Genomic DNA, 26,492 nt, shown 5'->3' with positions numbered 1-26,492 from the left:
GGATTGCGGCCGATATGGGTCGTATGGAGGAGACGAAGAAGGCCGAGCTGCAGGTCAGCGGGATCCACTGCGCCACCTGTGCGGTCACCATCGAGGAGTCGCTGGCCGCGGTGCCGGGGGTCGAGAAGGCCGAGGTGAACATCGCGACCAACACGGCGACTGTTCACTACGACCAGGGAAAGACCGACCTTGCCGCCCTCGAAGGGGCGGTGACCGGGGCCGGCTATGGGGTCGTCCGGGCCGAGGCGGTGATCCGGATCGGGGGGATGATGTGTGCGGTCTGTGTCCAGACGATCGAGGCGGCCCTCCGGGATCTGCCCGGCGTCTCCACGGCCACCGTCAACCTGGCCAGCGAGAAGGCCTATGTCACCTACAACCCCTCCCTCACCTCGGTGGCGGCGATGCGGGAGGCGATCGAGGAGGCCGGGTATTCGTTCCTCGGTCTCGACAGGGAGGTGACTGACGAGGCGGTGGACGCCGCCCTCAAGAAAGATCTCCGCGACAAGGCGCAGCGGTTCACGGTCGGGTTCGTGGCGGCCGGCATCCTGATGGCCATCATGTTCTTCTTCCCGATGCTCCCGTACATGGGGCTCGTGATGCTGGGGATCAGCCTGCCGGCGTTCTACTATGTCACCGCTCCGATCTTCGCCGCGGCCGCGACGGCGCTGAAGCACGGTTCGCTGACGATGGACGTGATGTACGCGATGGGCACCGGGGTGGCGATGGGCGCCTCGGTCCTCGGCACCTTCTCGATCGTGCTGACCCCGGAGTTCATGTTCTACGACACCGCCCTGATGCTCGGTGCGTTCCTGATGCTCGGCAGGTTCCTGGAGGGACGTGCGAAGGGGGCGACCTCGCAGGCGATCCGGGCGCTCATCGCCCTGCAGCCGGAGACGGCGACGGTGATGCGGGAGGACGGGCCGGCCGAGGTCCTCCTCGCCGAGGTGGTCGTCGGGGACCTGCTGATGGTCCGCCCCGGGGGGAGGATCCCGGTGGACGGCACGGTCACCGAGGGGGAGAGCAGTGTCGACGAGTCGATGATCACCGGCGAACCGATCCCGGTCCACAAGCTCCCTGGGGAACCGGTGGTCGGCGGGACCCTCAACGGCACCGGTGCGCTGACCTTCCGCGCCGAGAAGGTAGGAAGCGAGACGATGCTGGCCAGGATCGTCCAGATGGTCAGCGAAGCACAGGGTTCGAAACCGCCGGTGCAGCAGATCGCAGACCGGGTGGTCGCCTGGTTCATCCCGGCCGTGCTGGCCGTCGCGGTCCTCGCGTTCCTGGTCTGGTTCCTGCTCCTCCGTGCCCCGCTGGTCTTCGCCCTCTCGACGCTGATCGCGGTGCTGGTGGTGGCCTGCCCCTGTGCGCTCGGGCTGGCCACACCGACGGCGGTGACGGTCGGCCTCGGCCGTGGAGCGGCGATCGGGGTGCTGGTCAGGAACGGGGACGCCCTCGAGGCCGCTGAAAAGGTGACGACCGTCGTCTTCGACAAGACCGGGACACTGACGGTCGGGCATCCTGAGGTGACCGCGGTGATCGCCATAGCCGGCGACGCGGCCAGGGAGAGCCTCCTCGCCATGGCGGCCGCGGTCGAACTCCACTCACAGCATCCCCTGGCCGGGGCCGTCCTCCGGGCCGCCGATAAGGCCGGCATCCTTCTTCCCCCCTCAGAGAGGTTCACCTCGTCGAGTGGCCGGGGTGCGTGGGCCCTGGTCGACGGGAGGACGGTGCTCGTCGGGAGCAGCGGATACCTGGACGAGCAGAAGGTTGCTGCAGACCCGACCCTGGCCGACGAGGCGGCCTCGCATCAAAAGGCCGGCGAGACGGTCGTGATGGTCGCGGTCGACGGGCAGGCGGCCGGGATGATCGCCATCGCCGACGTGCTGAAGCCGTCCGCCCCGGGTGCCGTTGCGGCCCTGAAGAAGTCCGGTCGGAAGGTCGTGATGCTGACCGGGGACAACCGGGTTACGGCCGAGGCGATGGCCGGGAGGGCCGGGATCGACCAGGTGATCGCCGGGGTGCTCCCCGACCAGAAGGCCGCCGAGGTGAAGCGGCTCCAGCAGCAGGGGGAGGTGGTCGCCTTCGTCGGGGACGGGATCAACGACGCCCCCGCCCTGGCGCAGGCCGATGTCGGGATCGCGATCGGTAGCGGGACCGATGTCGCCGTCGAAACCGGGTCGATCGTGCTGATGCAGGAGGACCTCTGCATCGTCGTGGCCGCCCTCCAGCTCTCGGCGAAGGTGATGCAGCGGATCCGGCAGAACATCTTCTGGGCGTTTGCCTACAACGGGCTGTTGATCCCGCTCGCCGCCGGGGTGCTGTACCCCTTCACCGGGATTCTGATGCGCCCCGAGTACGGCGCCCTGGCGATGGCCCTCTCCTCGGTGACGGTCATCTCGCTCTCGCTGCTGCTCCGCACCTACACCCCGCCGGCCGTTCGGCAGAGGGGGACCGGATCAAAACTTCACGCTTGATAAACGATCATCACCTATTCCTCTATCAGAGGACCATGGTGGGGGAGGGGATGAGCAGTGTGGACGAACCGGCATCGGGCGGGCTCTCCCTCCCCCTTCTGCTCGGACTGTTCGCCCTGCTCGGGATCTCCCTGGTCAGTCTCTGGAACTATCTCCTCTTCCATGCGATCGTCGAGGTCTTCACGGCGGTGATCGCCGGGATGATTGCGGTGCTGACCTGGAATACCCGGAGGTACCAGGATACCCCGTACTTTCTGATCGCCGGCGTCGGCTTCCTCGGAATCGGGGTGATCGGTCTTCTGCATATGCTCGCCTTTCAGGGGATGCAGATCTTTCTGGTGGCCGGTTCAAACCTGGCGACCCAGCTCTGGATCGCAGAGAGTTATCTGCTCGCCTGTTCCCTGGTCGCTGCAGGGCTTCTGATCAACCGGCGTGTGAAGGCACAATCTCTGCTGCTGGTGTATGGCGTGATCGTCGCCGCATTGCTCGCTTCGATCCTGCTGGTGCCGATTTTTCCTGCCTGTTATATCGATGGGATCGGGTTGACCCCCTTCAAGGTCGTCAGCGAGTACCTGATCATGCTGCTGCTGGTACTGGCCATCGTCCTGCTCGTACACCGACGGACGCGGTTCGACCAGAAGGTATGGAGACTGCTGGTGATCGGGATCGTTCTCGTCATCCTCGGTGAGTTATCCTTCACCCTGTACGTCGAAGTCACCTCCTTCTTCAACCTGCTCGGCCACCTCTTTCGGGTGCTCGCCTTCGCTCTCTTCTACAAGGCGATCATCGAGACCGGCATGAACCAGCCGTTTCGGCTCCTCTTCCGCGACCTGACTGTCCGGGAGCAGGAACTCCGCGAGGCCAGAGAATACCTGGAAGCGTTGATCACCTATGCGAACGGGCCGATCCTGGTCTGGGATTCTTCACACCGGATCACCCGGTTCAACCATGCCCTTGAGGAGATCACCGGATTGGCCGCCGCCGATATGATCGGTCGGGATATTACGAGCCTCTTCTCCGGGACCGGGGATGATCCGGGGATGACACCGAACAGTGTCCCCGTCCCCGGGCAGCGTTGGGAAGGTGTCGAACTGCAGGTTCGGCACCTGGACGGGACGGTCCGGACCGTGCTCTGGAACTCGGCGACCGTGTACCGCGAGGATCAGACGACCATAGCGGCCACGATTGCACAGGGCCTGGATATCACCGAACGGAAACAGGCCGAGGAGGCGCGTGCGACCTATGCCGAAGAACTGGCCAGGTCCAACCAGGACCTTGAACAGTTCGCCTATGTGGCCTCGCACGACCTGCAGGAGCCGCTTCGGATGGTGGCCAGTTACACCCAGCTCCTGGCGCGGCGGTATAGGGGGAAGCTGGACCAGGACGCCGACCAGTACATCGCCTATGCCAGTGAAGGGGCTGAACGGATGCAGATGCTGATCCAGGACCTGCTCGAGTTTTCGCGGGTCAATGCAAAAGGGAAGCCCTTCACGGTCACCGATACCGCCCGGGTGGTGGAGCAGGTGCTTGAGGACCTGAGGGTCAGCATCGACGAACGTCATGCCATCGTGACCTGTGACCCTCTCCCCCTCGTCCTCGCAGACGAACAGCAGATCCGACAGGTCTTTTTGAACCTGATCGGGAACGCGATCAAGTTTTCAGAGGAGGCTCCGAACGTGCATCTGGGGGCTGTCCGACAGGGTGACGACTGGGTATTCTCGGTAGAGGACGGCGGGATCGGGATCGATCCCGAGTTCTTCGACCGGATATTTGTGATCTTCCAGAGGCTGCACACCCGTGAACAATACCAGGGTACAGGGATCGGCCTTGCGATCGTCAAACGGATCATCGAGCGACATCACGGCAGCATCCAGGTCCGTTCGGCTCCCGGCGAAGGAACCACCTTCTTCTTCACCCTCCCCGGGGTTCCTGATGCACCCTGAGTCCGGTGCCCTGGCGATGGCCCTCTTTCGATGACGGTCATCTCGCTCTCGCTGCCTCCTGAACACGTCGCCGGTCGGCCGGGAGAGAAGAATCGGATCCCCTCTCTGATCCCGGACCCGTCCTCCTGTGCGCGGCACCCTGCCCGGGTCTGCGCGCCGTTCGGATCGCTGTTTTCGGTCCCTATTTCCCAAAAAAGACTCCGGATCCCGGCGGGTTTCCAGTAATCTGACGCGCACAGGATCTGTACGCGCTTTCAGGAACGTATAAATGTACGGAGGTTTTTTATCCGCGCATATAAAGCATGCCCGTCTCCTCCCGCCGCCCCGGAAGAACCCAGTCACAATCCTTTTAAAACCTGCTATCAGAGTATTGTTATGAAGTTTGGCAAGCATCTCATAGTGCTCTTACTCTTCTCCATCTGTTGCATTGCATCAGCAAGCGCAGCAGGGACTGGCGTATTCTCGATCTCCAATGTCGGGAACGTCGCAGTCGGAGAGACAGGCGTAGCAACAGTCTTTGTAAACAATAACTGGATCCCTAACTTTGGGGACACCTATGTCGACGTCACCTTCGACCCAACCGCAGTTGCGTTCGTCAGCTCGACCGTCAAGGTGCCGAGCAACACCACCGATGTCAAGCTCGATGGAAACAACAAGGTCCGGATCTCCCTTGGAGACTTCAGGAACGGCTACCCAACCGGCAGCTACCCGATCGCCGAGCTCACCTTCAAGCAGCTCAAGAGCGGCATCAACCCCCTGACCGTCACCGTCGACCATGTCCGGTACTGGTCCTCTGACCTGACCACCTTCACCGATATCACCGACACTGCAGGCGCAGTCAGCGGCGTCTTCTCCACCGGAGCAGTCGCAGCAACGGTCATCCCCGGTATGAACAACACCACCGCGTTCCTTGCCAGCAACGGAACCCCGGTCGGATACGTCATCCCGAACCTGACCAACGTAACGGTGACCCCGACCTACACGATCGCGAACATCACAAACGTCACCACTGTTGCAACGATCAACCCGAACGTGACCTACGTGATCCCGACACCGTTCACCCAGCAGAACTATGCAGGCAGCGATGACTACACCGGTGTTGTCGCCAAGACCGTGACCCCGACCAAGACACCGGGCGTCAATGTCACCCTCAATGCAACTGCCAACGCAACCATCAACAAGACTGCACTCAATGCAACTGCACTCAACGCGACCATCAACAAGACCGTACTGAATGCAACCGCCAACGCAACTGCACTCAATGCAACTGCCAACGCAACCATCAACAAGACCGCGAACGCAACCAACGTGACCGTCCAGAAGACGATCGTCTCCAATGTGTCCAACACATCGGCGAACACCTCGGTACCCAACACAACTGCAACCCAGCAGTCCGGAATGGCCGGTGGCCTCCTCTCGCTGGTTGCGCTCGGTGGTGTTGGTCTGCTGCTGATTGCACGCAGAAACAACTGATCTGATCAATACTACCCCATTCTTTTTTCTGCTCATCAGTTCCAGTTTGTACAGTATATCCATGATTATGTGGAGGAGATGGTGAGTATCAGAGGAGTTGCCGCACGGAAGAGCCGACGCCTGGTGAGGGACCGGGAGTGGGTACAGGGTGAGCAGCTGATTGCAGTGGTCTGTAAGGACCAGGCACTCACGATTGGATCCCAGGTTCTGCTCGCAGCAAAGAACGGGGATCGGGTGATCGTCTTTGACCTGACATCGACCGATGAGACGGCCAGGATCGCTGCCGAGGCCGGTGCAGAGGTTATCGTCTGCAGCAGTCCGGGCGAGGCCCTGGTCCGGGCATCGGCTGAGGCGGCTTCAGCCAGTGCCGGGGTGATGGTGGTGCTCGCAGGGCTGCTCTTCTTCCCATCAAAAGAGCTCACGATGCTGAGCACGGCGATGTCCGGCAGGGGTGCCGACTGTGCGATGGTCGAGGGGCCGGCACCTGCCCTGATCGATGGCTGGCGTGCGCTGATCCTCCTCTCTGCGGCCGCGGCCGCGGTGGTCGGCTCCAGTGCTCCGCAACCGACCGCCCTCGCGGTCAGCAAACTGGTGGAACGGGCCGGGTTGAACGTCTATCTGCACCGTACTGACGAGCAGGCGATTGGGTCGTCTCGTATCCCGCGATCCGAACTGCTGGTCCAGGCACGCCTGCTCGTCCGGGACCTGCTCTTCTTTGCCCATCCGGTACCCTCGTATCTGCTCTACGGCACGGTGATGCTGGCGGCTGGTCTCTCCTCCCTCTCCACCGGCCGGTTCCTCTTCACCCTTCCCGAACCCGTCGGGCTGGCCCTGCTCGGCGGCGGTCTCTTCGTCGCGGCGCTTGGGATCGTGCTGCTGACCGCTGCCCTGCTGATCAACTCGCTGGTCAGGGTCCCCCGGAACTGCCGCTGACCGACAGTTCGTCCTCTTTTTAGAACTTCTCGGGCCGCGCACACAGGATTCGGGGATGATCTCCCGCCAGAGTGCGCCTGCGGGGGGCTGTGGTACGTTTCCACCCCCCTGAGACCTCCCGGCCGGTGGAATGGTTCCTGATATCAACGAGGCGTACGTCTCTCCAGGTCTTTATAACGACTGGTATGTTTTCCGATCCCTCCCGGACAGAAGCCCCAGGTCAGATCTGCGGCCACTCCGCCGGTTTTCCTGAAAACTGAGAATCGTGGATGCCGGATCAAGAAAAGGTAAATAACCATGAGTCCTATGGAAATGGATGATTGGATCAGCGATCGACTGGGCCAAAGACTATGTCGATAGCATTCTGCAACGGCGCTTCCGCGCTTACCTGAGGGAGGAGATGCCCAGACTCCTGCCGCTGACCACCCACTATCAGGAGTTTTTGGAGAGCGATCCCTCCCTCCGGCAGTCGCGCTTCGACCACACACTCCGACCATCGAAGGCGCTCACCATCTTTGCCGACCTCCGCGATCGGCTGGTCGCCTCCGGGGTCTCTGTCACCGACACCACCGTCGACTTGGATGACTTCGCTGCCTGGCTGAAGGAGTTCTCTGGACTCGAACGGTTCTACCGGACGTTCGGGGATATGCACATCGAGAAGTGCCTGGAGCATTACTTGGTCTACCGGGAGCTCCGCCTGACCAAGGAGGACGTCTACATCGATATCGCCTCCGCCAAGAGCCGCTGGGCACCGATCCTGCGCCGGCAGGGTATGAAGGCCTACCGCCTGGACCTGATCCATAAGAAGGGTATCCATGGGATGGACATCGGGGCGAACGTCGTCGAGACCGGTCTTCCCGACGGCTTCGCCTCCGCCCTCTCGACCCAGTGCGCATTCGAGCTCTTCTTTGGGGACACCGACAAGAAGTTCATCAAGGAGGCCGACCGGATCCTCAACGACCACGGGCGGTGTGCGATCCTCCCGCTGTACCTGGACGACGCCTACTTTGTGCTCCACAGCCCCTATACCCTCCCCCCGGTCCCGGATATCGATGACGATGCTATCAGGATCTGGCGGGACGACACCTTCCAGGCCTCCTATACCCGTCATTATTCGCCCGAGGCCTTTGCCCGGCATGTTCTCTCGGTGGTCCCCCCGACCCTCTCGGCGCGGGTCGTCTCCATCAACAACCTCGGCGAACTGATGGAGCGGTACCCTGGCGAGCGGATCTACTGCTCGTTCATGCTGGTTCTGGAACGTAAGGCGGTCCAGCCGGTGAAGAAGGCCACGCCGATGGCAACGGCGGAGACCCGGACCCGTCCTGTCGGGCATCAGCTCCGCACCGAGCAGCCGATCGCCGCGAAGCACCCGTGGAAGTAATCCCCACTTTTTTTTAAAAATAGTTAATAAAAAAAATTGTTCTGATGAGCAGATCCTTGTTGAACTGCTGCTCGTGCCCCCACTAAAGAGGGGTTAGAATACGTAGGTCCGGCCGCCAAAGCCACCCCACGAGGAGCCGATCGTCGCAGCCTGGAATGATGAGGCCGGCGCTGTCACCTGCAGTCGGTTAAACCCTCCGCTCTGGAATGCGGATGCACCCCCGAAGTTCGAAAAACCGCCTGTCGAGAAGCCGCCCCCTTTTCCAAACGCACTCCATGGATCGGTGGTTGCCGAGGCCTGGGTCACCACCGGTGCCACGGTCGCCACCGGTGTGGCGACCACGACAGCCGTCACCGTTGTTGCACCTGGCAGGGTCACTGACGATCCGGTCACATAGACCGGCGGGACCGTGGCAGGAATGATATCAGCCGGCATCGTCGGCTGCCGGTCGGCGGAGGCCGTCTTCAGCGAGTAGGTGTTGCCGCTGCCGTCCTGATTGAGGATCGGCAGTGACGAACCGTAGGCCGTGATATCGAACGAGGATCCCTCGACCGGCAGCTCGTACTGGGGCTGGCCATAGTAGTACCCGAGATTGTCCTGGTAACCGCTCTTTCCGCCGGCGTTCGCCTGGAAGAAGTTCTTCACCTGGAGGTTCTTGGTGAATGCAGTCCACAGCGCCCATTCCTTGTTGTTCCGTGCCTGGCAGTCGTTCAGGGTGATATCGGCGCATCCCTTGACAACCTTGAACCCGTACGTGGAGCCCTGGTCGACGCAGTTGTTGAAGACGGTGTTCAGGCCGTCGTGGACGAAGAACCCTGCATTCTTGTTGTTGACCGAGATGCAGTTGTTGAGGATCGCGTTCCGGTGGATGTAGTAGCCTGAGACAAAGACGTCATGGTAGGGCGCCTGGGCCGGGTTCCGCTGTCCATTGTTCCTGCTGATGCAGTTGTTGAGGACGACGTTCTTGGTCTTCAAGTATCCTGGCTCGAAGTGGAACCCGTTCTCCCAGTTATCCTCGGCCAGGCAGTTGGTTAGCTCGACGTTCTGCAGGTCGTTGTCCTCCTGGATGTCGAACCCGGTCGCAAACTCCGAGCTCGAGCCATCGGCGACCCCGAACCCGCACCGGACCGCCTGGCAGTCGATGAACTTCAGGTTGCTGATCGCATAGCTCCCGGTCCCGACCCTCGTGCCGCTCTGCATCGTGGACCGATTGGCGTTCATGTTGAAGCCGTGGGTGTTGCAGTCGATCGCCTTGCAGTTCTGGAAGACGATATCTCCTGTGTGGTCGTTGTCCACCCAGATGAAGAACATCCCGTTACCACCCGAGGGGTATCGTACGCCATTCGCCCCGATGGAGGTGGCCGTGATATCCTGAATCGTGACATGGTTGGTCCTGATCAGAAAGAATCCCTCTCCGCGGAGGGTGAATCCCTTCACCAGTACATTATCCTGGTAGATATGGATCGGCTGATAGGGGTCGATCGCGTTATAGACATCGATGGTGGTCTTATCTTCGCCGGCCCCCAGGAACTGCGAGTTCGCGGTCGGGTAGATCCAGCCTGAACTGTGGAAGGTTCCCTCGGTCAGCTGGACAACTCCCCCCTCCGCCGGGAGCATGTTGAATGCATTGTTGATATCGGTCTGGTCATCGATACCGTCACAGAAGACCTGGGCCACCGCCTTCGAGGCCTGGCCGGCATCGGCCGCTGCGACCACAACCGTGGCGGTCGCTGCAACACTCTGGATCAGGCAGAGCACCAGCAGCGCTCCGATGATCACCTCTATTCCCCATTTCCTTCTCATCTACACACCTCTTTCTGGTCTGGAACCCTGCCGGCCGGCCGGTGGGTGAATCCTGATCACTAATTCTCCATCTTTGTACTGCACCTACATAATCTGATCGACGTTTGCACGTCCCTGCCGTCTCCTGATGCCCGCCGGCATACGCTCGGGTCTGTATGAGAAGTAAAAAGGGTATGAGGGTCCGGACCCCCATCCAGATTAATGAGGCCCGGTTCTAACGAACTGGAACCCCATCCTGATGGATGAGGGCCATTTCTAACGAATTGGTTTAGAATCCGAAGCTTCTGCCGCCGAAGCCGCCCCACGAGGAGCCGACCGATGCGATAAAGGACTGGGAGGACGACACTGCGACCCCGATGGTGTTGAAACCACCGCTCTGGAAGGACGAGCCGCTGCCGAAGCTTCCGAAACCGCTCGAAGAGAAGCCGAACGACTTCCCAAATCCTCCCCAGCCGTCAGAGGCTGTCGAAGCTGTGGCTGCGGCAGGCGCTGCGGTCACCACAGCCACCGGGGCTGCTGCGACCTGCTGTGATACCTGGGTGGCGCCCTGTGTGGTCGCCGAGTACCCGGTCACCGGGACTGGCGGCACGGTGGCCGCCTTGATATCTGTCACTGCCGGCAACCGGTCAGAGGCCGCGGAATTCAGGGAGTAGGTGTTGCCGCTGCCGGCCTGGTTGATGATCGGCAGGGAAGAGCCGTAGGCCGTGATGTCGAAGGACGAGTCCTTGGTCGAGAACTCATACGTCGGGCTGCCGTAGTAGAAGCCGAGATTGCTCTGGTATCCGTTCTTACCGCCCGCATTGGCCTGGAAGAAGTTCTTCAGGGTGACCTTTTCTGAGAATGCAGACCAGAACGCCCACGCCTTGTTGTTCCGTGCCTGGCAGTCGTTGAGGGTGATGGTGGAACTGCCCTTGACGATCTTGAACCCGTAGGTCGATCCGATGTCGACGCAGCTGTTGAAGACCGTGTTGGAGCCGTCATGGGTGAAGAACCCGGCGTTCTTGTTGTTGATCGCCACGCAGTTGTTCAGGACCGCGTTCCGGTGGATGTAATAGCCTGAGACGAAGACGTCGTTGTAGGGCTCCGTGGCCGGGTTCCGCTGTCCGTTGTTCCTGCTGACACAGTTGTTGAGGACCACGTTCTTGGTTCCCAGGTAGCCGGGCTCGAAGTGGAACCCGTTCTCCCAGTTGTCCTCGGCCAGGCAGTTGGTCAGTTCGACGTTCTGCAGGTCGTTGTCCTCCTGGATGTCGAACCCGGTCGCAAACTCCGAGCTCGAACCGTTAGCGACGCCGTACCCGCACCTGATCGCCTGGCAGTTGATGAACTTCAGGTTGCTGATCGCATAGCTTCCGGTCCCGGTTCTGGTGTTGATCGAGTCAGTATTCCGGTTGGCGTTCATGTTGAAGCCGTGGGTGTTGCAGTCGATCGCCTTGCAGTTCTGGAAGGTGATCTCCCCGGTGTTGGCGTTGTCCACCCAGATGAAGAACATCCCGTTGCCACCGGATGGTTTACGAATACCGTCAGCGCCGATCGAAGTGGCCGTGATGTCCTGGATCGTGACATGGTTGGTCCTGATCAAAAAGAACCCCTCACCGCGGAGGGTGAATCCCTTGATCAGCACGTTGTCCTTCTGGACATGGATCGGCTGGTAGGGGTCGGCTGCGTTAAAGACATCGATAGTGGTCTTATCCTCGCCAGAACCGAGGAACTGCGAGTTTGCCGTCGGGTAGATCCAGCCAGAACTGTGGAAGGTCCCCTCGGTAAGCTGCACAACCCCTCCCTCCGCCGGGAGCCGGTTGAATGCTTCATTGATCCATGCCTGATCATTCGTGCCTGGACAGACGATCTGAGCGGCCGCCTTGGAGGCCGGGCTTGCATCTGCTGCCGCCACGACGATTGTCGTGGTTGCGGCCACCGTCTGGATCAGACAGAGCAGGAGCAGGGCTCCGACGATCATCTGTATCCCAATCTTTCCTTTCATCCTTGTTTCACCTGGGTAGTCTTCCGACCGGGCTGATCTGCAGCATCGGCCACAATTACTATCTTCAAAAGGTTGGAAGTGTTACTACATAACCCCATCTCTCTCTGCATGCCGGCCCCCTCCCCTGCCCGGCAGATCTGCTCTGTGGGCCTCCCTGCTCTGCTATCCTTATAACCATGCGCGGGAAATCAAGTATTGACTACTGTGTATGACGCCATCTATGAGATCAAATATCGGGCGCGGCGTCTGATCGATACTCATCCGCGGTTGTACCGGGTGCTTGAGAAGGGCTGGTATGTTGCGTTCTGGTCGATGATCTACGCTGCCAATCTGACCGGCAAGATCCCATTTCATCACCTGCGGGACTTTCTCTACCGGACCGTCTTTCATATCGGACTCCCGAAGTCCTCGACGATCTACGGCGGCTGCACCTTCTTCTCCCCCTGGAAGATGCAGGTCGGTGAGCACTCGATCCTCGGGGACCACGGGTTCTTCGATGCCCGCGAGAAGATCAGGATCGGGAATAATGTGAACATCGGCAAGGAGGTCCGGATCTATACCCTTGAGCATGACATCCTCTCCCCGACCTTTTCCGAGAAGGGCGGACAGGTGACCCTCGAGGACTGGGTGTACATCGGTTCCCGGGTGACGATCCTCCCGCAGGTCACCATCGGGGAGGGGGCCGTGGTCGCCTCGGGTGCGGTCGTGACCAGGGACGTCCCTCCCTGGGTGATGGTCGGCGGGGTGCCGGCCCGGTACATCCGGGACCGGCCGAAGGTCGATTACACCCTCGGTGAGTTTGCCAAGATCCTCTTCCAGTGAGAGGGGGACCGGACCCTTTTTCTACTCTTTCTGTCTTATGACTGGATGGAGAGAGACGAATGGCGATCGATCCGATCTGTAAGATGACGGTGGACGAGAAGACGGCGAAGTTCACCAGTGAGTACAACGGGAAGACCTACTACTTCTGTGCGCCCGGGTGCAAGAAGACCTTCGAGAAGGACCCGGCCCGGTACGCAGATACGGTCTGACCGGTCCGTTACCCTTTTTTCCAGGGGTATGGACGAAAAGATACTTATCCGTGGCTGGAAATAACTGTATACTAACATTGCGATAGTAGTCTAGTGGTAGGACAGGAGCTTCCCAAGCTTCTAACTCGGGTTCGAATCCCGGCTATCGCATCGGTTTTATGAGCGAACCTGACCCTCTCTCCGCGATCCGGATCATTGCTGAGAACAGGAAGGGTGTGCTGCGTGATATTGCTTCGGTGGTTGCTGATCATCAGGCCAATATCATGATGATCCACCAGGAGACGTTTGAGTTCGGACCATGCCGCGGACTGGCAGAGCTCTATGTCGAGTACCTGGGTTCCACCGACCAGCAGCAGTTGATCACCGACCTTGCAGCGATTCCGTCGGTGAACGGGGTTCGTGCATACCACCCGTTCTCTGACATCTACGGCTCACGGGTGATCATCATCGGCGGCGGCGCCCAGGTGGGTCAGGTGGCGGTCGGGGCGATCAACGAGGCCGACCGGCACAATATCAGGGGGGAACGGATCTCGGTGGACACGATCCCCCTGGTCGGGGAGCAGACGCTGGCCCTGGCCGTCGACGCGGTCTCACGACTGCCCCGTGCCTCGATCCTGGTGCTGGCCGGATCCCTGATGGGCGGGGCGATCAGTGACTCGGTCGACCGGGTCAAACGGGCCGGGATCCCGGTGATCGCCCTGAACATGGCCGGGAGTGTCCCGGAGCATGCAGACCTGGTCGTGACCGACCCGATCCAGGCTGGGGTCTTTGCGGTGATGCACGTCTCAAAGCGGGCCGTCTTCGATATAGCACGGGTTCGAGGGAGAGTCTTCTGATGGACAGGGTTCTAATGGACAGGATACAGGAAGCAGTGAAGGTACTGCACCGGGATGGACTGGTCGTCTATCCGACCGATACGATCTATGGACTCGGGGCCGATGCCCTCTCGGATGAGGCGGTCATGGAGGTCTACGAGGCGAAACACCGGCCTCTCGCCAAGCCGATCTCGATAGCGGTCAGCGACCGGGATATGCTCGCGGCCCTGGCCGTGGTGACCCCGGTGGCAGAGCAATTCATCGAACAGTTCCTGCCGGGACCGTTCACGGTGGTGCTGAAGGCGAAGAAGATCCTTCCTGAGGTGCTGACCGGGGGGACCGGGATGATCGGGCTCCGTATCCCGGCCCACCCGATTGCGCTCGAGCTGATCCGGGAGTTCGACGGTCCGATCACCGCCACCTCGGCCAACCTCTCCGGCGGCAAGGACCCGGTGACCATCAACGACGTGCATGTCCGGTACGACCTGCTGATCGATGCCGGCCGGCTCACCGGTCTTCCCTCGACCGTCGTCGACCTGGTGGATATGCGGATGATCCGCCCCGGCGAGAAGGCAGCCGAGGCCGCTGCGTTTCTCCGGGGTGCCCGGTGCGACTGAACCTGCCTCTCCGGATCCGCGACTTTCTTCTGGACCTGGACCGGTGGGTCTACGCGGTCGCCGCCTACGACAACGGGGAGCGGGCCGGCTGTCTCCTCCGGTATGTTCCTGACCCTGCAGGGGACCGGGTGAACCCCGAGGGGCGGCGGTACCGGAAGGTCGGGTTCGAAGAGGGATACCAGCTCCTCCGCGACAACAAGCCTGAGTTTCTGGACCTGCTCCACCGGGTGCCGTACGACCAGGTCAGCAGGATCCTGAAGCCTGAACTGGAGTGTTCGCGTGTCGAACGCGAAGAGCCGCGGGTGAAGACGATCGCCGACCAGCTCGCCCTCGTCCCCGGCACCTACGGCTGCAGCGGTTCGCGCCTCTGCGGCCTCGCCAATGCCGGCTCAGACATCGACCTGGTGGTCTATGGGCCGGCCTGTTTCTCTGCACAACAGCAGCTGCAGCAGGCGGTGGCCGAGGGGCGGGTCGAGGACCTGGACGAGGACCTCTGGCAGCGGATCTATGCCAAGCGGAACCCTTCGATCCCGTATCCGGTCTTCCGGCTGCATGAGGAACGGAAGTGGAACCGCGGGCGGATTGGGGGGACCTACTTCGACCTGCTGTACGCCCGATCCTATGACGACCTCGCCTCCGCCCTTCCCTCAGGCAAGGGGACGGTGCTCGGCAAGGGAACGGTCGAGGGGGTCGTCACCGATGACCGGCTCGCCTTCGACGCCCCTGCCGTCTACCCGCTCGAGGGAGCGGCGGTCGACAAGGTCCTCTCGTTCACGCACACCTACACCGGCCAGGTCCGGGCAGGGGAGACCCTGCAGGCGAAGGGTGTGATCGAGCAGCACGGCGACGAGCAGTGGCTGGTCGTCGGCACCACCCGCGAGGCAAAGGGCGAGTATATCGTCTCCTCAACCCTGCTTGAAACGTGACGAGGCCCCCTGCCGGCAACGGTCAGAGGCCGGGCAGTGCGTGCAGGGCGGGTTCAGCGGCCGTTTCGGGACTTCACCACTGATCACCGCTGTTGCGGCGTCCCGCCCGGTCAAGACAGCCCGTCGGTCCCGGGGTGAGACCGGACAGGTCCGGATCACGCCATCCGGGAGATAGAGGACGACCCCTTCCCTGACCGGCATGTGGTAGATCTCCTCCAGGCAGAGGGCATAGGCCGCCACCCGGATCCGGTCGGTGGCATAGATCCCCTCTGACGGCGCCGACGAGGACCGGACCACCCCGAAGAGGCCATGCGGGCCGCCGGCCAGGTCGACGGTGCCCGTGATCCGGTGTCTCTCTGACCGAACCTGCAGATCCTGCTCGGTGAAGGGCGGCCATACCATCCTGCTGCAGGCGAGCAGGGAGGTCGAAAGGAAGTCTTTCATCGCCGGGTCGATCTCCGGCATCACCGCCATCACCTCCTCCCAGAGCAAGTCCGGGTCGCTGCAGGTCCCGTGATGGCGGGCGATCTCTTTTGCGATCACGTACCTGGCGGAGGAGGGCTGGTCCCGGCCCTGGAGATGATAGAGGGCGAGCGGGCATCGGTGCGCCGTCACCAGCTCAGAGACCCTGACCGGCCGGGGGCGATCAGAACCGTCCCGGGTCAGTGGCCACATCGATCACCACCACCTCTCCTGACGCGAGCCCGGCCGTGACCGCCGGCCCGAGATCCTCCGGCTGCTCAACCCGGACTCCGACAGCCCCACAGGCCTCGGCATACGCGGCAAAGTCCGGGTTGACGAGCTCAGTCCCGAAGTTATCGTAGTTCTCCATCATCTGCTCGACCTGGATCATCCCGTACTGCCGGTTGTTCATCACGACGATCACCATCGGCAGGTGGTACTTCACCGCCGTCACCAGGTCGCCCATCGCCATCGCGAATCCGCCGTCCCCGGTGATGCAGACCACCGGCCGGTCCGGATAGGCGAGCCTGGCCGCGATCGCCCCGGGGAAGCCGGCCCCCATCGTGGCCAGGTACCCGGACATCACGAAGACCTGCCCCCTGCTCTGGAAGTTCCGACCAAACCACCAGCAGTTCTCGCCGACGTCCACCGAGATGACGGCCTCCGGCGGGACCACTCCGGAGAGGACCTTCATGATCGTGGCCCCCGGGATCGGGCTCTTCTGGACCGCCTCGGCATCGAGCTGGTCGATCCAGCGCTGCTGCATGACCTGTATCTCTTCAGTCTGCCCGGTCTCCTTCCGCTCACCGACCAGCAGGGTGAGTTTCCTGATGACAGGGGCGCAGTCTCCGAGCAGGGGGATCGTCGCGCTGTTCTTGCCGAGTTTCAGGGGATCGCGGTCCACCTGCACCATGGGCCGGTCGAGGGGGATGCTGGTCATCGAAGAGAACCCGACCCCCAGAGTGATCAGCAGATCGGCCCCGTTCACCAGGACCCGTGCGTCCGGCGACCCGACATTGCCGAGGATTCCGATCACCTGTCCGGTCCCCTCGGGCAGGATCCCCTTGGCCCGGAACGTGGTCAGGATCGGAGCTTTGAGACGCCTGGCGAGTTCTGCGACGGCTTCCCCGTCCCGGTACGCCCCGAACCCGGCGATGATCACCGGCCTGGCCGCCCGATCGATCGCCGTGACGGCCCGCTGCAGATCATCTGCCCCTGGCATCACCTTCTGGTCGACGAGGCAGCCGGGGCCGCTGCAGAAGGTGGCGTCCAGGGGCTGTTTCTGGATGTTGTTCGGGACCGAGACCTGGGCCACCCCGCGCTGGAGGATTGCGTTCTTAATCGCCGCCGTCATGATAGGGACGGTCTTTGAGCGGTCGTGGATCGTGGTATTGTAGACGGTGATCGGCCGGAAGAACGCGTCCTGGTCGATCTCCTGGAACCCGCCCGGTCCGGTATACTGGTGCTCGACCTGCCCGTTCAGCGCGATCAGGGGGGCGTGGTCCTCCTTCGCATCGTAGAGGCCGGTCGCCAGGTTCGTCGCCCCGGGTCCGCCGATCGTCAGGCAGACGGCCGGCAGGCCGGTCAGCTTGCCATAGGCAGCGGCGGCCATCGCCCCATTCGCTTCATGCCTGACGATGATGTACTCAATCCCCTCCTTCTTTCTCACAGCGTCGACGAGGCCGAGCGAGGAGGTCCCCGGGATCCCAAAGACGTACCTGACCCCGGCAGAGGCCAGCTGATCGATGATCACCTCCCCGACGGTGGTCGTCGCAGATTGGTGCGGGTCAGCCTCCGGTACCTGAACAAAGGCCTCCTTTCCGGCCCTGCATACCGGGCATCGCCAGTCTTCTGGCAGGTCGGTAAACCGGGTACCCGCGGGGGTTCCGGTCTTTGCTTCCCCCGCCCTCTCGTCATAGGTGTATCCACATATCCTGCATCGCCACGCCGTCATCGGTCACTCCTCTTTCTATCCTGCATCACCCCTCGTATAAAAAACGAACTGGCCGGCCGCCGTCTCCGGCAGTACTCTGCATCATGAAGGATCCGGCTCCATATCGGGCTTCTCTGTCGAGTTCGAGCGACTCCTGTCGCTGCAATCATTAATAATATATCCTCGTAATGCATAGATCGGGGTAGATGAATCGGAGTTCCCGGAAAGGGTGTGAACTGTGACCGAGAAGAGGCCGGCCCCGACTGGTGAGGAGATTGTCAGGGTCCGGCTGCCCCAAAAAAAGAACTGTGAGATCTTCGGACGTGCCGAGATGATGATGGGGGCCAACCATATCCGTGTTCGAGGAGCCGACGGCGTGACCAGGACCGGGCGGATCAAGGGCAAGATCAAGAAGAAGGTCTGGATCCGCGAGGGCGACATCCTGGTCGTTGTCCCCTGGTCGTTCCAGGATGATAAGTGCGATATCATCTACCGGTACACCGCCCCGCAGGTGGACTGGCTCCACCGCTCCGGGTACCTCTGATCCTTCCCTTTTGGGCAATGCTTATGTCTCAGGTGCTGTACTACTGATAACCAGGTGCATGGTGACAGTGATCGTACGCGAACTATCAGTCGACGAGTTTCCGCTCGTCGAGGCCCTCTGGGTCCACTACCACGGACAGAAGACCGACCGGACCACCGACCGGATCATCGGTGCCTTTGTCGACGAAGACCTCGCAGCGGTGGCCCGGTGCCGGCGCCATCCCGACGGGCTCGAGGTGGACGGGGTCTATGCCTCAGAGGAGCACCGCGGCGAAGGACTCGCACGGATGGTGATGGAGGAACTGCTCAAAAACTTTGGAGACCAGGTCCTCTACCTCCATTCCACCCTGGTCCTGGTCAGGTTCTACGGCTCGCTCGGGTTCGTCGCGATCCCTGAGGACGAACTCCCCCCCACGATAAAAGAGCGGCTTGCGTTCTGCTTTGGCGAGATGAAGGGGTGCGGAGTCGCCCCGATGCGGCGAATCCCCTGAACGTTCACATCCTCTCTGACATCTTTTTTTGGGCGCTCCCGCCAGGTCTTCACTTCGCCATTGATGTGGCTGGTGCTGATCTGTGCTGCCGTCCGGTTCAGGAATTTTCCCGCCTCGTCGTCTTCGAGAAGAGGGCCACGATCGCTCCCGCCACCAGGACCGAGATACCGATGATCAGATAGATCAGGTAGCCGATGAAGTTCTGCCGGTCGATCATCGTGCTGGCGTCCGTGTCCACGCCGAGCACCCCGACCACCTTGCCGGTGCTGTCCTTCACCGGGGCGTAGCCTGAGATGAACGTCCCCCACTGATCGGTATGGAACGCCGGTGATGCCGTCGGTCCCTTGAGGGCGGCGGTGATGGTGGCGATCTCGGCGTCAGGATAGGCGTCCCCGGTGGCTGCTGCCTTGGCATCGGTACCATAGGTGTCGTCCAGCAGGAACTCGGCCTGTCCGTTCACCACGCGAAGGATATAGGCGTATTTGAACGCGGGCTGATCCTTGCGCATCGTCAGCAGCTGGTTCTGAATCCCCCTGTAGGTTGTGGAGTTCTCCCCACCCCTGGTCAGCAGGGCGACCTGGTCGCCATTGACCTGGGAGGCCATAATCCCGGCCACGCTGGTCATCTGATCACGGGTCGACTCTTTGAGGGCGTCCTTGGTCGCCCCATAGGTGTATATGAACGTGAGCCCTGAGGTGATCAGGATCAGGATCACAAAACCGATCGTCAGTTTTGTCAGGAAACTGGAATACCATGATGTCATCGACTGCACTCCTTACGAGATGGTGATGAGCAGTCATTTCCGTATCAGGAGATAAACACTGTGATGTCTATTCCGGGATAGTCAGGCCGGGGATCGGTAGTAGGCAAACGCAGCCGCATGCGGCAGAAATGCCGCTGCCACCCGGTCCGCCTCATCCGCTTCGAGCGGCCCGGCCCTGCCGGCCGTGACGAGTGCCCTGACCTCCTCCGGGGTGCTGCAGCCGACGATCACCTGATCCACCCCCTGGGCGAGGGCGAACCTGATCAGCACCTCTGCGGTGATCCCCGACTCAGGCAGGAGGAAGTGGCCGGCGCCGAGGGTCTTCATCCCGATAACCCGGATCCCCTGGTTTCTGGCCGGTTCCATGATCGTCTCCAGAAATCCGTCCCGCATCACCTCGACCGGGTTCACCGGCATCAGCACCGTATCGATCGGCCAGTACTCCACCGCATGAGCGAGCACCCCCGGGTCGGCGTGGCCGGTGGCCCCGATGTACCTGACGACCCCGGTCTCCTTCGCCTCCATAAAAGCACGGAGTGCCCCCCCTGGCTTCTCCGCCTCCAGAAGGTCATGGTCTGTCCGGATGTCATGCACCTGCCAGAGGTCGAGGTGATCGGTGTTGAGGGCGTCAAGGGAGAGCGCAAGGTCGGCCATCGCCCCGGTATAGGTACGGGCTGCCGACTTGCTGGTCAGAAAAGACTGGTTCCGCTGCTGCTGGTGCTCCTGCCAGAACTCGCCATAGTACCCCTGGCTCCCGGCATAGGCGACGGCCGAGTCGAAGTACCGGATCCCCTCGGCAAAGGCGGCTTCGATCACCGCCCGAGCGGCTGCATGCTGGCCGGTGGTCCTGAGCACCCCCTCGCCTCCGAGCCCGACCCGGAGTTTTCCGGGAAAGAGGGATTGTGGTGTGGGTTTTTTTCTGGAGGGCATCTGCATCGGTATCCTCTACTGAAGGTTCCTGGTGATAAACCTTTTGAACCTCCTGCCTGACCCCCGGGAACGGCCGTTCAGATCCCTGGATCTGCCCACTGCCGGTCCGCGGTCTCCCGGATACTGCCATGCATCCCGGTGACCCGCCCCCCCTCGAAGATTGGGGACGCGTTCACCTCCACGGTACACCGACTGCTGGCGATCCGCACGCCCCCGACCCCTGGCTGCTCATCTGGAGTGGCGCTTCCCGCGATCGTCCTGCAGAGGTACGCACCGACCCGTTCCTGGTCATCCTGGGCAAAATACCGGAGAAATGGTCTTCCGGTGATCTCGTCCGGCGCCGCATTCCCGAAGAGGCGTGCGAGCGTCCGGTTGGCAGCGGTGATGGTGGCCGCAGCGTCGACGACGAAGAGGCCGTCGCGACCCCTGTCGATCAGGAACCGGAGATACTGTTCGTTTGTGGTGAGCACCTCGATCCTGGTGCGGAGTTCCTCCTCCTGTGCGGCCAGCTGCTGATGTGCCGCACGGATCAGGTCGTCGGCATCTTTACGCTCGGTGATATCCCAGAGCGTGGTGATGCGGAGCATCTCGCCGTCGACCGTGATCTGATGCGTGTGCATCTCGGCCCAGAACGTCGAGCCGTCCCTGCGCAGTCTCTGCGCCTCGTATGGCTCGTACGAGTCGGAGGCCACCTTCTCTTTGATCATATCTTCATACCCCGGGGCGGCAAGAGTGAGCACGTCCCTGCCGATCATCTCACCATGTGAATACCCGAAGAGCTCGCAGGCGCGTTCGTTGAGGTCCCTGATGATCCCGGATTTGTGGATGATGATCCCTTCGATCGTTGCTTCGGCCAGTTGCCGGAACCTGACCTCGCTCTCGTGAAGTGCCCGATCGTTCTCGGCAAGCGCCTCGTACTGAAGACGGAGTTCTTCATTTCTCTGCCGCAGGGCTGCTTCGGTCTTCTTTCTCTGAATGATCCGCCACATGCCGCCCATCAGCAGCGTCAGCTGTCGGACGTCCGCATCATCGTACGCTGATGGTTTGTTACCGACCCCGGCCACGATCACGATCCGCTCCCCGTCGAAGACCGGGACACTCATGTGCCGGGTCAGATGGACATGCCCCGGGGGGAGGCCCTTCTTCAGGCTGTTCTCTGCCAGATAGTCGTTGGTGACGATCGGGCGCCGCTGCCGGACGGCCTCCCCCCAGAGGCCGGTGCCGTCGACCGGGTACCGTTTCGGTCGTTTCACGACCCTGCACTCCTCCATCGCAGCCTTCGACCAGGCATACATCGTCAGGGCACGTTCGTCTTCATCGTAGAACGCGATGTAGCCGAGGGTGCTCCTGGTGAGCCGGACCGCCTCATCCATGGCAAAGTTTGCCAGTTCATCGATCGTCGCGGTCTCCTGTTCGTTGAGCCTGACCAGCGCTTCGAGCCGTTTCTCATCGAGCAGGAGTGCTTCCTGCGCCTGTTTCTGGTCGGTGATGTCGAGGAGGGAGGCGACACTCTGCCCGGTGCCCGGGATCCTGCCGATATGGACGAGGATGTTGCGGATATCCCCCTGGCGGGTGACGAACCGGAATTCATAGCGGGGAGGCACCCCGTCCGGGTCGACCATGCGGCGGTGATGGAACTCTTTCATTCGTTCCAGGTCTTCTGGAGCCGTGAACTCGATCCATCTGACCTTTCCTTCGATCTCATGGCGTGGTTCACCGCAGAGTTCGGCAAAGGCCTCGTTGGCCCGCGAGATGGTGGTGTCCTCCTCGATGATGATCGTCGCCGCCTCGGTATACGAGAAGAGGGCACGGTAATACTCCTCCGACCGGTTGCGTGCTTCTTCAGCACGTTTCCTGCCTGTATTGTTGAAGAAGACGCCATCGAAGACAAGCCGGTCGTTCTCCATCATCGGGCTGGAGACGGCGCTCACCCAGATCTTCTTCCCCGAGGGTCTGATGTACTGCCCTTCATACTCCCAGATGGTTCTGGTGCTGATGGCATGCCGGACCGAACTCAGCAACCGTTCCCGGTCCCCTGGGATCATTCCTTCGGCGAGCTGGTCAAAGAAGGTGGCCGGGTCGTTCTCAATGCCGAGTATCTGTCTGCTCCGCTCACTGATGTAATCAAACCCCCTCGTCCCGTCAGCATTTACAAAGAACCGGTAGACGACCCCGGGGATGTTGGCGGCCATCGCATTCAGTTGCTGCTCCCGCTTCTTCAGGGCCTCTTCAGCCCTCCGGCGCCGGATGGCCTGCCGGACCTTCTGGGTGAGTTCGGCGAACTGGGCCCGTGGGTCCCCTCCCTTCTGGAGGTAGAAGTCAGCCCCCAGTTCAAAGGCCCTGATCGCGACCTCCTCGCGTCCCCGTCCGGTGAAGAGGATGAACGGGAGGTCAGGATACCTGTTCCGGATCTCCCGTAACAGTTCGATACCGTCCCTCTCCGGCATCTGGTAGTCGGAGATGACCAGGTCATAGGGGCCGATCTCCAGTGCCTGGAGCGCCTCGCCGGCTCCCCCTACTGTGGTGACGGCGAACTCCCCTGTCCGTTCGAGGAAGACCTTGCTGATCTCAAGCAGGGTCGGCTCGTCGTCGACGTACAGGAGAGAATCCATTTGTTTATTTTGGATGAAGAGAGAGGAAATAGGTTTCTATCGAGGCTTCATGGCTGGATTGTGTCTCTGTTGACCCGGCTGCCGCTCTGTATAGTACTACTTCCTCATGGAACAGGATTCAGAGTCTCACTGCCCGGTCTCTCCAGGGGAGGACGCCCAATCCGGGTTTTCGGCCAGAAACGCTTTTTCCTTGGTTTCAGCCTCTGCTGGATCTATCGTTGCCGGCATGAAGATGCACCGGTGTTCGACGAACCTCCCCCTGACGAAATGGCCCGGCTCGCCACCCTTCCTGCAGGTGCCGAAGGTATTGGTGTCATAGTCATGGTACATCAGGTCGTGCCCCTGTGCGGTGCACTCCTGTCGTGCTCTCTCCCAGTTTTCTGCCATACCCGGAGACTGTTCGTGCAGATATATAGCAGTGCCGGAGGAGGCGGTCCCAGGGATCACCCCTCGATGAACCGCCTGGTGATGAGCCCGGCGTACTTCGTCGTCAACACCGAGAGGAGGAGGACTGTGGCCAGAACGCCGGCCAGGATCGCCCAGTGCTCCCCTCCGATCGCCCCGATGCTCAGCCGTGCGATCAGGTTCAGGGGGTTTAAGGGGAAGGCCAGGGCCCCAAGCATCACGATCACCAGCGCCGTCGAGAAGATGAACTGCGCCGAGGTCCGTTCCCGGTAGTGGAGGGCGGTCAGGGCCCCGAGCAGCACCAGCAGGCAGGAACCGGCCGTGACATGGAGGAGGATCTCGGGCCCGTGCTGGATCCCGATCCCGTTCAGGTGCAGCAGCACCATCCAGGCGCCGGCCTGGACCGGAACCAGCACCAGGCAGGCTGCGATCTTGCCCCAGATCACCTCGGCGAACGAGACCGGGGCTGCGAGCAGGACCTCGAGGGTCCGGTGTTCGTACTCTTCGGTGATCAGGTCGATGATCATCGCCGATGAGATGATCGCCGGCATGAAGACCAGCAGTGGTATGAGCAGCCCGTATACGAACTCAAAGAAGTCGCTCCCCCCGGTCTGGGCGGGGAATTTGAGGGGGATCGGCACCTCGGTCAGCCTGGCCGCCCGGACCTGCCTGAGGTCCTTCTCGTACGCGACGAAGACCTCCTTGAGCCTGATGTTGACAACGGCAGACTGGAGATCGTTCTGCTGGGTGTACAGCGTCACCTTGATCGGATCGGTCGCATCCGGCCGGGTGTCGGGGACATAGACCATCGCAGAGAGTTTTCGCTCGGAGAGGGCCGCGAGGCCGGTGGAGAGGTCCATCGGGAAGACCCGGAGGTCCTTCGCCTGGTCGATGTACGATGCGAGCGTCGAGTCGTTCCCTGCGTAGCCGATCCCATACTCGGCATGCGAGTACTGGGAGATCGCTGCAGGGTCGTACATCGAGGTGAGCCCGACCATCAGGAATGAGGAGAAGAGGGCGATGAAGACCTGGAGCATGATCGCCAGCACCAGGGTCCGCTCGTTCAGCAGGCTCTGCAACTCCTTTCTGCAGATTGTAGAGATCGTCCTTGGTTTCACAGCGACCACCCCATGATCAGCACCAGGTTATAGAGGGTATGGACCCCGGTCGCCAGCAAAAGTCCGGGGATATACCAGCGCTTCCCGCCCATTTTCAGCGACGCCCCGACGATCAACACTCCGATGAAGTGGAGGAGGAGCGGCATCCAGAGCACCTGCAGCGAGGTGAAGAGGACCGATCCGAAGACCGACTCGGTGATCTGGGTCAGCGTCACCAGCAGCAGCAATTTCTCGCCGGCCAGGAACCCGAGGGCCGTGACGGCCGCTGCCGGGACAAGCCGTCGCCAGGTGAAGAGGTCGGGGAGGACGGGTAAAAACGCCAGCAGCCCGATCGATTTGACCAGCTCCTCGATGAAGGCCGCGACGACGATCAGCAGTACCAACGAGTACGGCATCGGGAGGTTGAAGAAGAGGACGAGCGTCATCATCTGCGCCATGAAGACGAACGGGATCAGGAAGAGGTTCAGCAGGAAGAGCGAGAGGAACGGCCGCTTTTTCGAGAGGGCGGTCCCGACGAACTCCCTGATCCGCGGGAGCAGCCGGTGCTGCGAGAAGAGCTGCTCCTCGCCGAAGTTCACGACTCCGATGTAGAAGAGGATGGCACTGGTCAGGTAGAAGAGGACCGTCGAGTAGCCGTAGTCTGCCAGGGTGAACCCGTCGCCCTGCATCGAGAGGACGATCAGGGTCAGCGGGGAGATGAGCGAGACCACGTGGACGTTCGCAAAGATCGAGGGGAAGAAGAGGTACGAGGTCGCAATCGTCGAGAAGAAGATCGAGACGAACGAGAGTTCCTTGTAACTCCGGGCGACCATCCCGATGATCATCGCGCTGGCCAGGAAGAAGAGGATCACCGGGAAGAGGGCGGCCAGGATCAGCAGGGAGGCGTGCATCAGAAGCAACAGTACCGTCGCCACCAGAAACATCGAGAGCAGGTACGGCAGCGCCTTGCCGAGGATGATCGCCACCGGGTGGACCGGGGTCGAGAGGAGCGGTTCACCTCGCCGCTCGACCCGCTCGTTCATGATGCTCATCATGAAGAACTGAGAGGTGAAGTACAGCGGGAAGATGAAGACGAAGACCAGAATGATCGAGTCGAACGGCAACGGCGGGGAGATCTGCGAGGGGACCTTGAAGTCTCCATCCTGCTGTTGCACCCCCTTCGCTGAGAGGAGGTTCGAGTACCGGGCCACCTGGTCGTTCTGGTCGGAGCCGCTGGCCACCTGCTGGCGGAGCTGGTCTGTGTCGGCATCGATCCCTGCCGGCGGGGTGGAGACCTGCACCACGGTCCCTTCGGGGACGGGCAGCCGGTCCGCACGGGGGGCCGCGGCCACCTGCTGCCCTGACTGGGTGGCGACGAAGTCGAGCTGGCTCTTCACCGTCTGCAGGTCGATCCAGAGCGGGTACGCGGCGAAGAGGTCGGGCTGGCTGGTGTAGACTGCGTTCACATACCTGCTGTAGTCCCGTGAGAGGGTGAGCAGGGCGGCCCGGCCCCGCTGGGTCGGGGCGGAGACCGCCTGCCCGTGGGTGACGGCCAGGTCGTATCCCCCGGTCCCCTGCAGCAGCGTGCCGGCCGGTATGGTCTCGACCGTGAACCGGGCGTCCCCGGCGAAGACCCCGGCCAGCACCGGGTCGTCGACCCCGATCGTGTACATCCGGTCCTGCAGGTGCATCCCGCTCTGGGCCGCGAACCCGGTGACGGCGATCATCAGGACGAAGAGGACGATCGAGAGGGGGAGGACATCCCGCCTCATCATCGTCAGCGACCGCTTCACCTCCCAGCGGGCGATGGTCAGGGTCTGTGCGAGCAGATGCATGGTACGGTCCGATCGTTTCTCTGAATGAATCTTACGTATCATGA

22 protein-coding genes and 1 tRNA gene are annotated in these 26,492 nt (G+C 61.7%); 13 read left to right on the top strand and 10 right to left on the bottom strand.

Translation table 11 applies throughout. The features are described from left to right. The first annotated feature begins 23 nt into the window (after positions 1-23). The 5 genes from ACFKSJ_RS08820 to ACFKSJ_RS08800 all read left to right on the top strand — a co-directional run bounded on the left by ACFKSJ_RS08820 (position 24) and on the right by ACFKSJ_RS08800 (position 8,204). On the top strand, positions 24-2,474 hold the full coding sequence (locus ACFKSJ_RS08820) for a heavy metal translocating P-type ATPase (protein WP_440949428.1): 2,451 nt from the start codon (positions 24-26) through the stop codon (positions 2,472-2,474). 35 nt (positions 2,475-2,509) lie between these two features. Beyond that, entirely contained in the window at positions 2,510-4,417 is a 1,908-nt protein-coding gene (locus ACFKSJ_RS08815; protein ID WP_440949427.1) for a sensor histidine kinase, read from the top strand. 375 nt (positions 4,418-4,792) lie between these two features. Beyond that, a complete protein-coding gene (locus ACFKSJ_RS08810) occupies positions 4,793-5,890 on the top strand; it encodes a hypothetical protein (protein WP_440949426.1) in 1,098 nt (365 codons plus the stop codon). 78 nt (positions 5,891-5,968) lie between these two features. After that, complete coding sequence (locus tag ACFKSJ_RS08805; protein ID WP_440949425.1) at positions 5,969-6,823, top strand: hypothetical protein; 855 nt, start codon at positions 5,969-5,971, stop codon at positions 6,821-6,823. 400 nt (positions 6,824-7,223) lie between these two features. Next, entirely contained in the window at positions 7,224-8,204 is a 981-nt protein-coding gene (locus tag ACFKSJ_RS08800) for a hypothetical protein (RefSeq protein WP_440949424.1), read from the top strand. Between the two features lie 93 nt (positions 8,205-8,297). Here the strand turns inward: ACFKSJ_RS08800 and ACFKSJ_RS08795 are convergent, their stop codons facing one another. Together ACFKSJ_RS08795 and ACFKSJ_RS08790 are read right to left on the bottom strand one after the other, a co-directional pair. After that, on the bottom strand, positions 8,298-10,007 hold the full coding sequence (locus ACFKSJ_RS08795) for a right-handed parallel beta-helix repeat-containing protein (protein WP_440949423.1): 1,710 nt from the start codon (positions 10,005-10,007) through the stop codon (positions 8,298-8,300). Between the two features lie 268 nt (positions 10,008-10,275). After that, the gene (locus ACFKSJ_RS08790) at positions 10,276-11,988 is read right to left on the bottom strand and encodes a right-handed parallel beta-helix repeat-containing protein (protein ID WP_440949422.1); all 1,713 of its coding nucleotides are present in this window, start codon (positions 11,986-11,988) and stop codon (positions 10,276-10,278) included. A gap of 204 nt (positions 11,989-12,192) precedes the next feature. Here ACFKSJ_RS08790 and ACFKSJ_RS08785 point away from each other — a divergent pair, with 204 nt between their 5' ends. From ACFKSJ_RS08785 to ACFKSJ_RS08760, 6 genes are all read left to right on the top strand, one after another. Next, entirely contained in the window at positions 12,193-12,810 is a 618-nt protein-coding gene (locus ACFKSJ_RS08785) for an acyltransferase (RefSeq protein WP_440951420.1), read from the top strand. A gap of 59 nt (positions 12,811-12,869) precedes the next feature. Beyond that, positions 12,870-13,019: a YHS domain-containing protein gene (locus ACFKSJ_RS08780; RefSeq protein WP_012616844.1), complete on the top strand. Its 150-nt coding sequence runs from the start codon at positions 12,870-12,872 to the stop codon at positions 13,017-13,019. Positions 13,020-13,098: 79 nt separating this feature from the next. Further along, positions 13,099-13,169 (top strand) — tRNA-Gly (locus tag ACFKSJ_RS08775). Positions 13,170-13,177: 8 nt separating this feature from the next. After that, the gene (locus ACFKSJ_RS08770) at positions 13,178-13,855 is read left to right on the top strand and encodes a DUF5612 domain-containing protein (RefSeq protein ID WP_440949421.1); all 678 of its coding nucleotides are present in this window, start codon (positions 13,178-13,180) and stop codon (positions 13,853-13,855) included. 14 nt (positions 13,856-13,869) lie between these two features. After that, positions 13,870-14,451 carry an L-threonylcarbamoyladenylate synthase gene (locus ACFKSJ_RS08765; RefSeq protein WP_440951419.1) on the top strand — a complete coding sequence of 194 codons (582 nt, stop codon included), beginning with the start codon at positions 13,870-13,872 and terminating at the stop codon, positions 14,449-14,451. Further along, positions 14,442-15,377 carry a nucleotidyltransferase domain-containing protein gene (locus tag ACFKSJ_RS08760; RefSeq protein ID WP_440949420.1) on the top strand — a complete coding sequence of 312 codons (936 nt, stop codon included), beginning with the start codon at positions 14,442-14,444 and terminating at the stop codon, positions 15,375-15,377. Before ACFKSJ_RS08765 ends, ACFKSJ_RS08760 begins: the two co-directional genes overlap by 10 nt. Here the strand turns inward: ACFKSJ_RS08760 and ACFKSJ_RS08755 are convergent. Together ACFKSJ_RS08755 and ACFKSJ_RS08750 are read right to left on the bottom strand one after the other, a co-directional pair. Further along, the gene (locus ACFKSJ_RS08755) at positions 15,357-16,052 is read right to left on the bottom strand and encodes a CRISPR-associated protein Cas4 (RefSeq protein ID WP_440949419.1); all 696 of its coding nucleotides are present in this window, start codon (positions 16,050-16,052) and stop codon (positions 15,357-15,359) included. The genes ACFKSJ_RS08760 and ACFKSJ_RS08755 overlap by 21 nt on opposite strands. Further along, complete coding sequence (locus tag ACFKSJ_RS08750) at positions 16,024-17,793, bottom strand: thiamine pyrophosphate-dependent enzyme (protein ID WP_440949418.1); 1,770 nt, start codon at positions 17,791-17,793, stop codon at positions 16,024-16,026. The genes ACFKSJ_RS08755 and ACFKSJ_RS08750 overlap by 29 nt, the downstream gene beginning before the upstream one ends. A gap of 217 nt (positions 17,794-18,010) precedes the next feature. Here ACFKSJ_RS08750 and eif1A point away from each other — a divergent pair, with 217 nt between their 5' ends. Beyond that, positions 18,011-18,316 carry a translation initiation factor eIF-1A gene (gene eif1A / locus ACFKSJ_RS08745; RefSeq protein ID WP_440949417.1) on the top strand — a complete coding sequence of 102 codons (306 nt, stop codon included), beginning with the start codon at positions 18,011-18,013 and terminating at the stop codon, positions 18,314-18,316. Between the two features lie 58 nt (positions 18,317-18,374). After that, the gene (locus ACFKSJ_RS08740; RefSeq protein WP_440949416.1) at positions 18,375-18,806 is read left to right on the top strand and encodes a GNAT family N-acetyltransferase; all 432 of its coding nucleotides are present in this window, start codon (positions 18,375-18,377) and stop codon (positions 18,804-18,806) included. Positions 18,807-18,903: 97 nt separating this feature from the next. Here ACFKSJ_RS08740 and ACFKSJ_RS08735 read toward each other — a convergent pair whose 3' ends face one another. The 6 genes from ACFKSJ_RS08735 to ACFKSJ_RS08710 all read right to left on the bottom strand — a co-directional run bounded on the left by ACFKSJ_RS08735 (position 18,904) and on the right by ACFKSJ_RS08710 (position 26,448). Beyond that, the gene (locus tag ACFKSJ_RS08735; protein ID WP_440949415.1) at positions 18,904-19,569 is read right to left on the bottom strand and encodes a HAMP domain-containing protein; all 666 of its coding nucleotides are present in this window, start codon (positions 19,567-19,569) and stop codon (positions 18,904-18,906) included. An 81-nt stretch (positions 19,570-19,650) separates the two neighbouring features. Then, on the bottom strand, positions 19,651-20,505 hold the full coding sequence (locus tag ACFKSJ_RS08730) for an aldo/keto reductase (RefSeq protein ID WP_440949414.1): 855 nt from the start codon (positions 20,503-20,505) through the stop codon (positions 19,651-19,653). 71 nt (positions 20,506-20,576) lie between these two features. After that, on the bottom strand, positions 20,577-23,111 hold the full coding sequence (locus tag ACFKSJ_RS08725) for a PAS domain S-box protein (RefSeq protein ID WP_440949413.1): 2,535 nt from the start codon (positions 23,109-23,111) through the stop codon (positions 20,577-20,579). A gap of 126 nt (positions 23,112-23,237) precedes the next feature. Then, positions 23,238-23,498, bottom strand: a complete 261-nt coding sequence (locus ACFKSJ_RS08720) for a hypothetical protein (protein WP_440949412.1) — start codon at positions 23,496-23,498, stop codon at positions 23,238-23,240. Positions 23,499-23,554: 56 nt separating this feature from the next. Beyond that, a complete protein-coding gene (locus tag ACFKSJ_RS08715) occupies positions 23,555-24,634 on the bottom strand; it encodes an ABC transporter permease (protein ID WP_440949411.1) in 1,080 nt (359 codons plus the stop codon). Next, positions 24,631-26,448 carry an ABC transporter permease gene (locus ACFKSJ_RS08710; RefSeq protein WP_440949410.1) on the bottom strand — a complete coding sequence of 606 codons (1,818 nt, stop codon included), beginning with the start codon at positions 26,446-26,448 and terminating at the stop codon, positions 24,631-24,633. The genes ACFKSJ_RS08715 and ACFKSJ_RS08710 overlap by 4 nt, the downstream gene beginning before the upstream one ends. Positions 26,449-26,492 lie beyond the last annotated feature (44 nt).

This window comes from Methanosphaerula subterraneus (genome assembly GCF_052055875.1).
Classification (GTDB): Archaea; Halobacteriota; Methanomicrobia; order Methanomicrobiales; family Methanospirillaceae; genus Methanosphaerula; species Methanosphaerula subterraneus.
This window is presented reverse-complemented; position numbering and strand designations above follow the sequence as displayed.

Bases quoted from the DNA above. Each gene is read 5' to 3' on its own strand.
- ACFKSJ_RS08820 (WP_440949428.1), top strand. From the start codon at position 24: ATGGAGGAGACGAAGAAGGCCGAGCTGCAGGTCAGCGGGATCCACTGC.
- ACFKSJ_RS08815 (WP_440949427.1), top strand. From the start codon at position 2,510: ATGGTGGGGGAGGGGATGAGCAGTGTGGACGAACCGGCATCGGGCGGG.
- ACFKSJ_RS08810 (WP_440949426.1), top strand. From the start codon at position 4,793: ATGAAGTTTGGCAAGCATCTCATAGTGCTCTTACTCTTCTCCATCTGT.
- ACFKSJ_RS08805 (WP_440949425.1), top strand. From the start codon at position 5,969: ATGGTGAGTATCAGAGGAGTTGCCGCACGGAAGAGCCGACGCCTGGTG.
- ACFKSJ_RS08800 (WP_440949424.1), top strand. From the start codon at position 7,224: ATGCCCAGACTCCTGCCGCTGACCACCCACTATCAGGAGTTTTTGGAG.
- ACFKSJ_RS08795 (WP_440949423.1), bottom strand. From the start codon at position 10,007: ATGAGAAGGAAATGGGGAATAGAGGTGATCATCGGAGCGCTGCTGGTG.
- ACFKSJ_RS08790 (WP_440949422.1), bottom strand. From the start codon at position 11,988: ATGAAAGGAAAGATTGGGATACAGATGATCGTCGGAGCCCTGCTCCTG.
- ACFKSJ_RS08780 (WP_012616844.1), top strand. From the start codon at position 12,870: ATGGCGATCGATCCGATCTGTAAGATGACGGTGGACGAGAAGACGGCG.
- ACFKSJ_RS08770 (WP_440949421.1), top strand. From the start codon at position 13,178: ATGAGCGAACCTGACCCTCTCTCCGCGATCCGGATCATTGCTGAGAAC.
- ACFKSJ_RS08765 (WP_440951419.1), top strand. From the start codon at position 13,870: ATGGACAGGATACAGGAAGCAGTGAAGGTACTGCACCGGGATGGACTG.
- ACFKSJ_RS08755 (WP_440949419.1), bottom strand. From the start codon at position 16,052: ATGTGGCCACTGACCCGGGACGGTTCTGATCGCCCCCGGCCGGTCAGG.
- ACFKSJ_RS08750 (WP_440949418.1), bottom strand. From the start codon at position 17,793: ATGACGGCGTGGCGATGCAGGATATGTGGATACACCTATGACGAGAGG.
- ACFKSJ_RS08740 (WP_440949416.1), top strand. From the start codon at position 18,375: ATGGTGACAGTGATCGTACGCGAACTATCAGTCGACGAGTTTCCGCTC.
- ACFKSJ_RS08735 (WP_440949415.1), bottom strand. From the start codon at position 19,569: ATGACATCATGGTATTCCAGTTTCCTGACAAAACTGACGATCGGTTTT.
- ACFKSJ_RS08730 (WP_440949414.1), bottom strand. From the start codon at position 20,505: ATGCAGATGCCCTCCAGAAAAAAACCCACACCACAATCCCTCTTTCCC.
- ACFKSJ_RS08725 (WP_440949413.1), bottom strand. From the start codon at position 23,111: ATGGATTCTCTCCTGTACGTCGACGACGAGCCGACCCTGCTTGAGATC.
- ACFKSJ_RS08720 (WP_440949412.1), bottom strand. From the start codon at position 23,498: ATGGCAGAAAACTGGGAGAGAGCACGACAGGAGTGCACCGCACAGGGG.
- ACFKSJ_RS08710 (WP_440949410.1), bottom strand. From the start codon at position 26,448: ATGCATCTGCTCGCACAGACCCTGACCATCGCCCGCTGGGAGGTGAAG.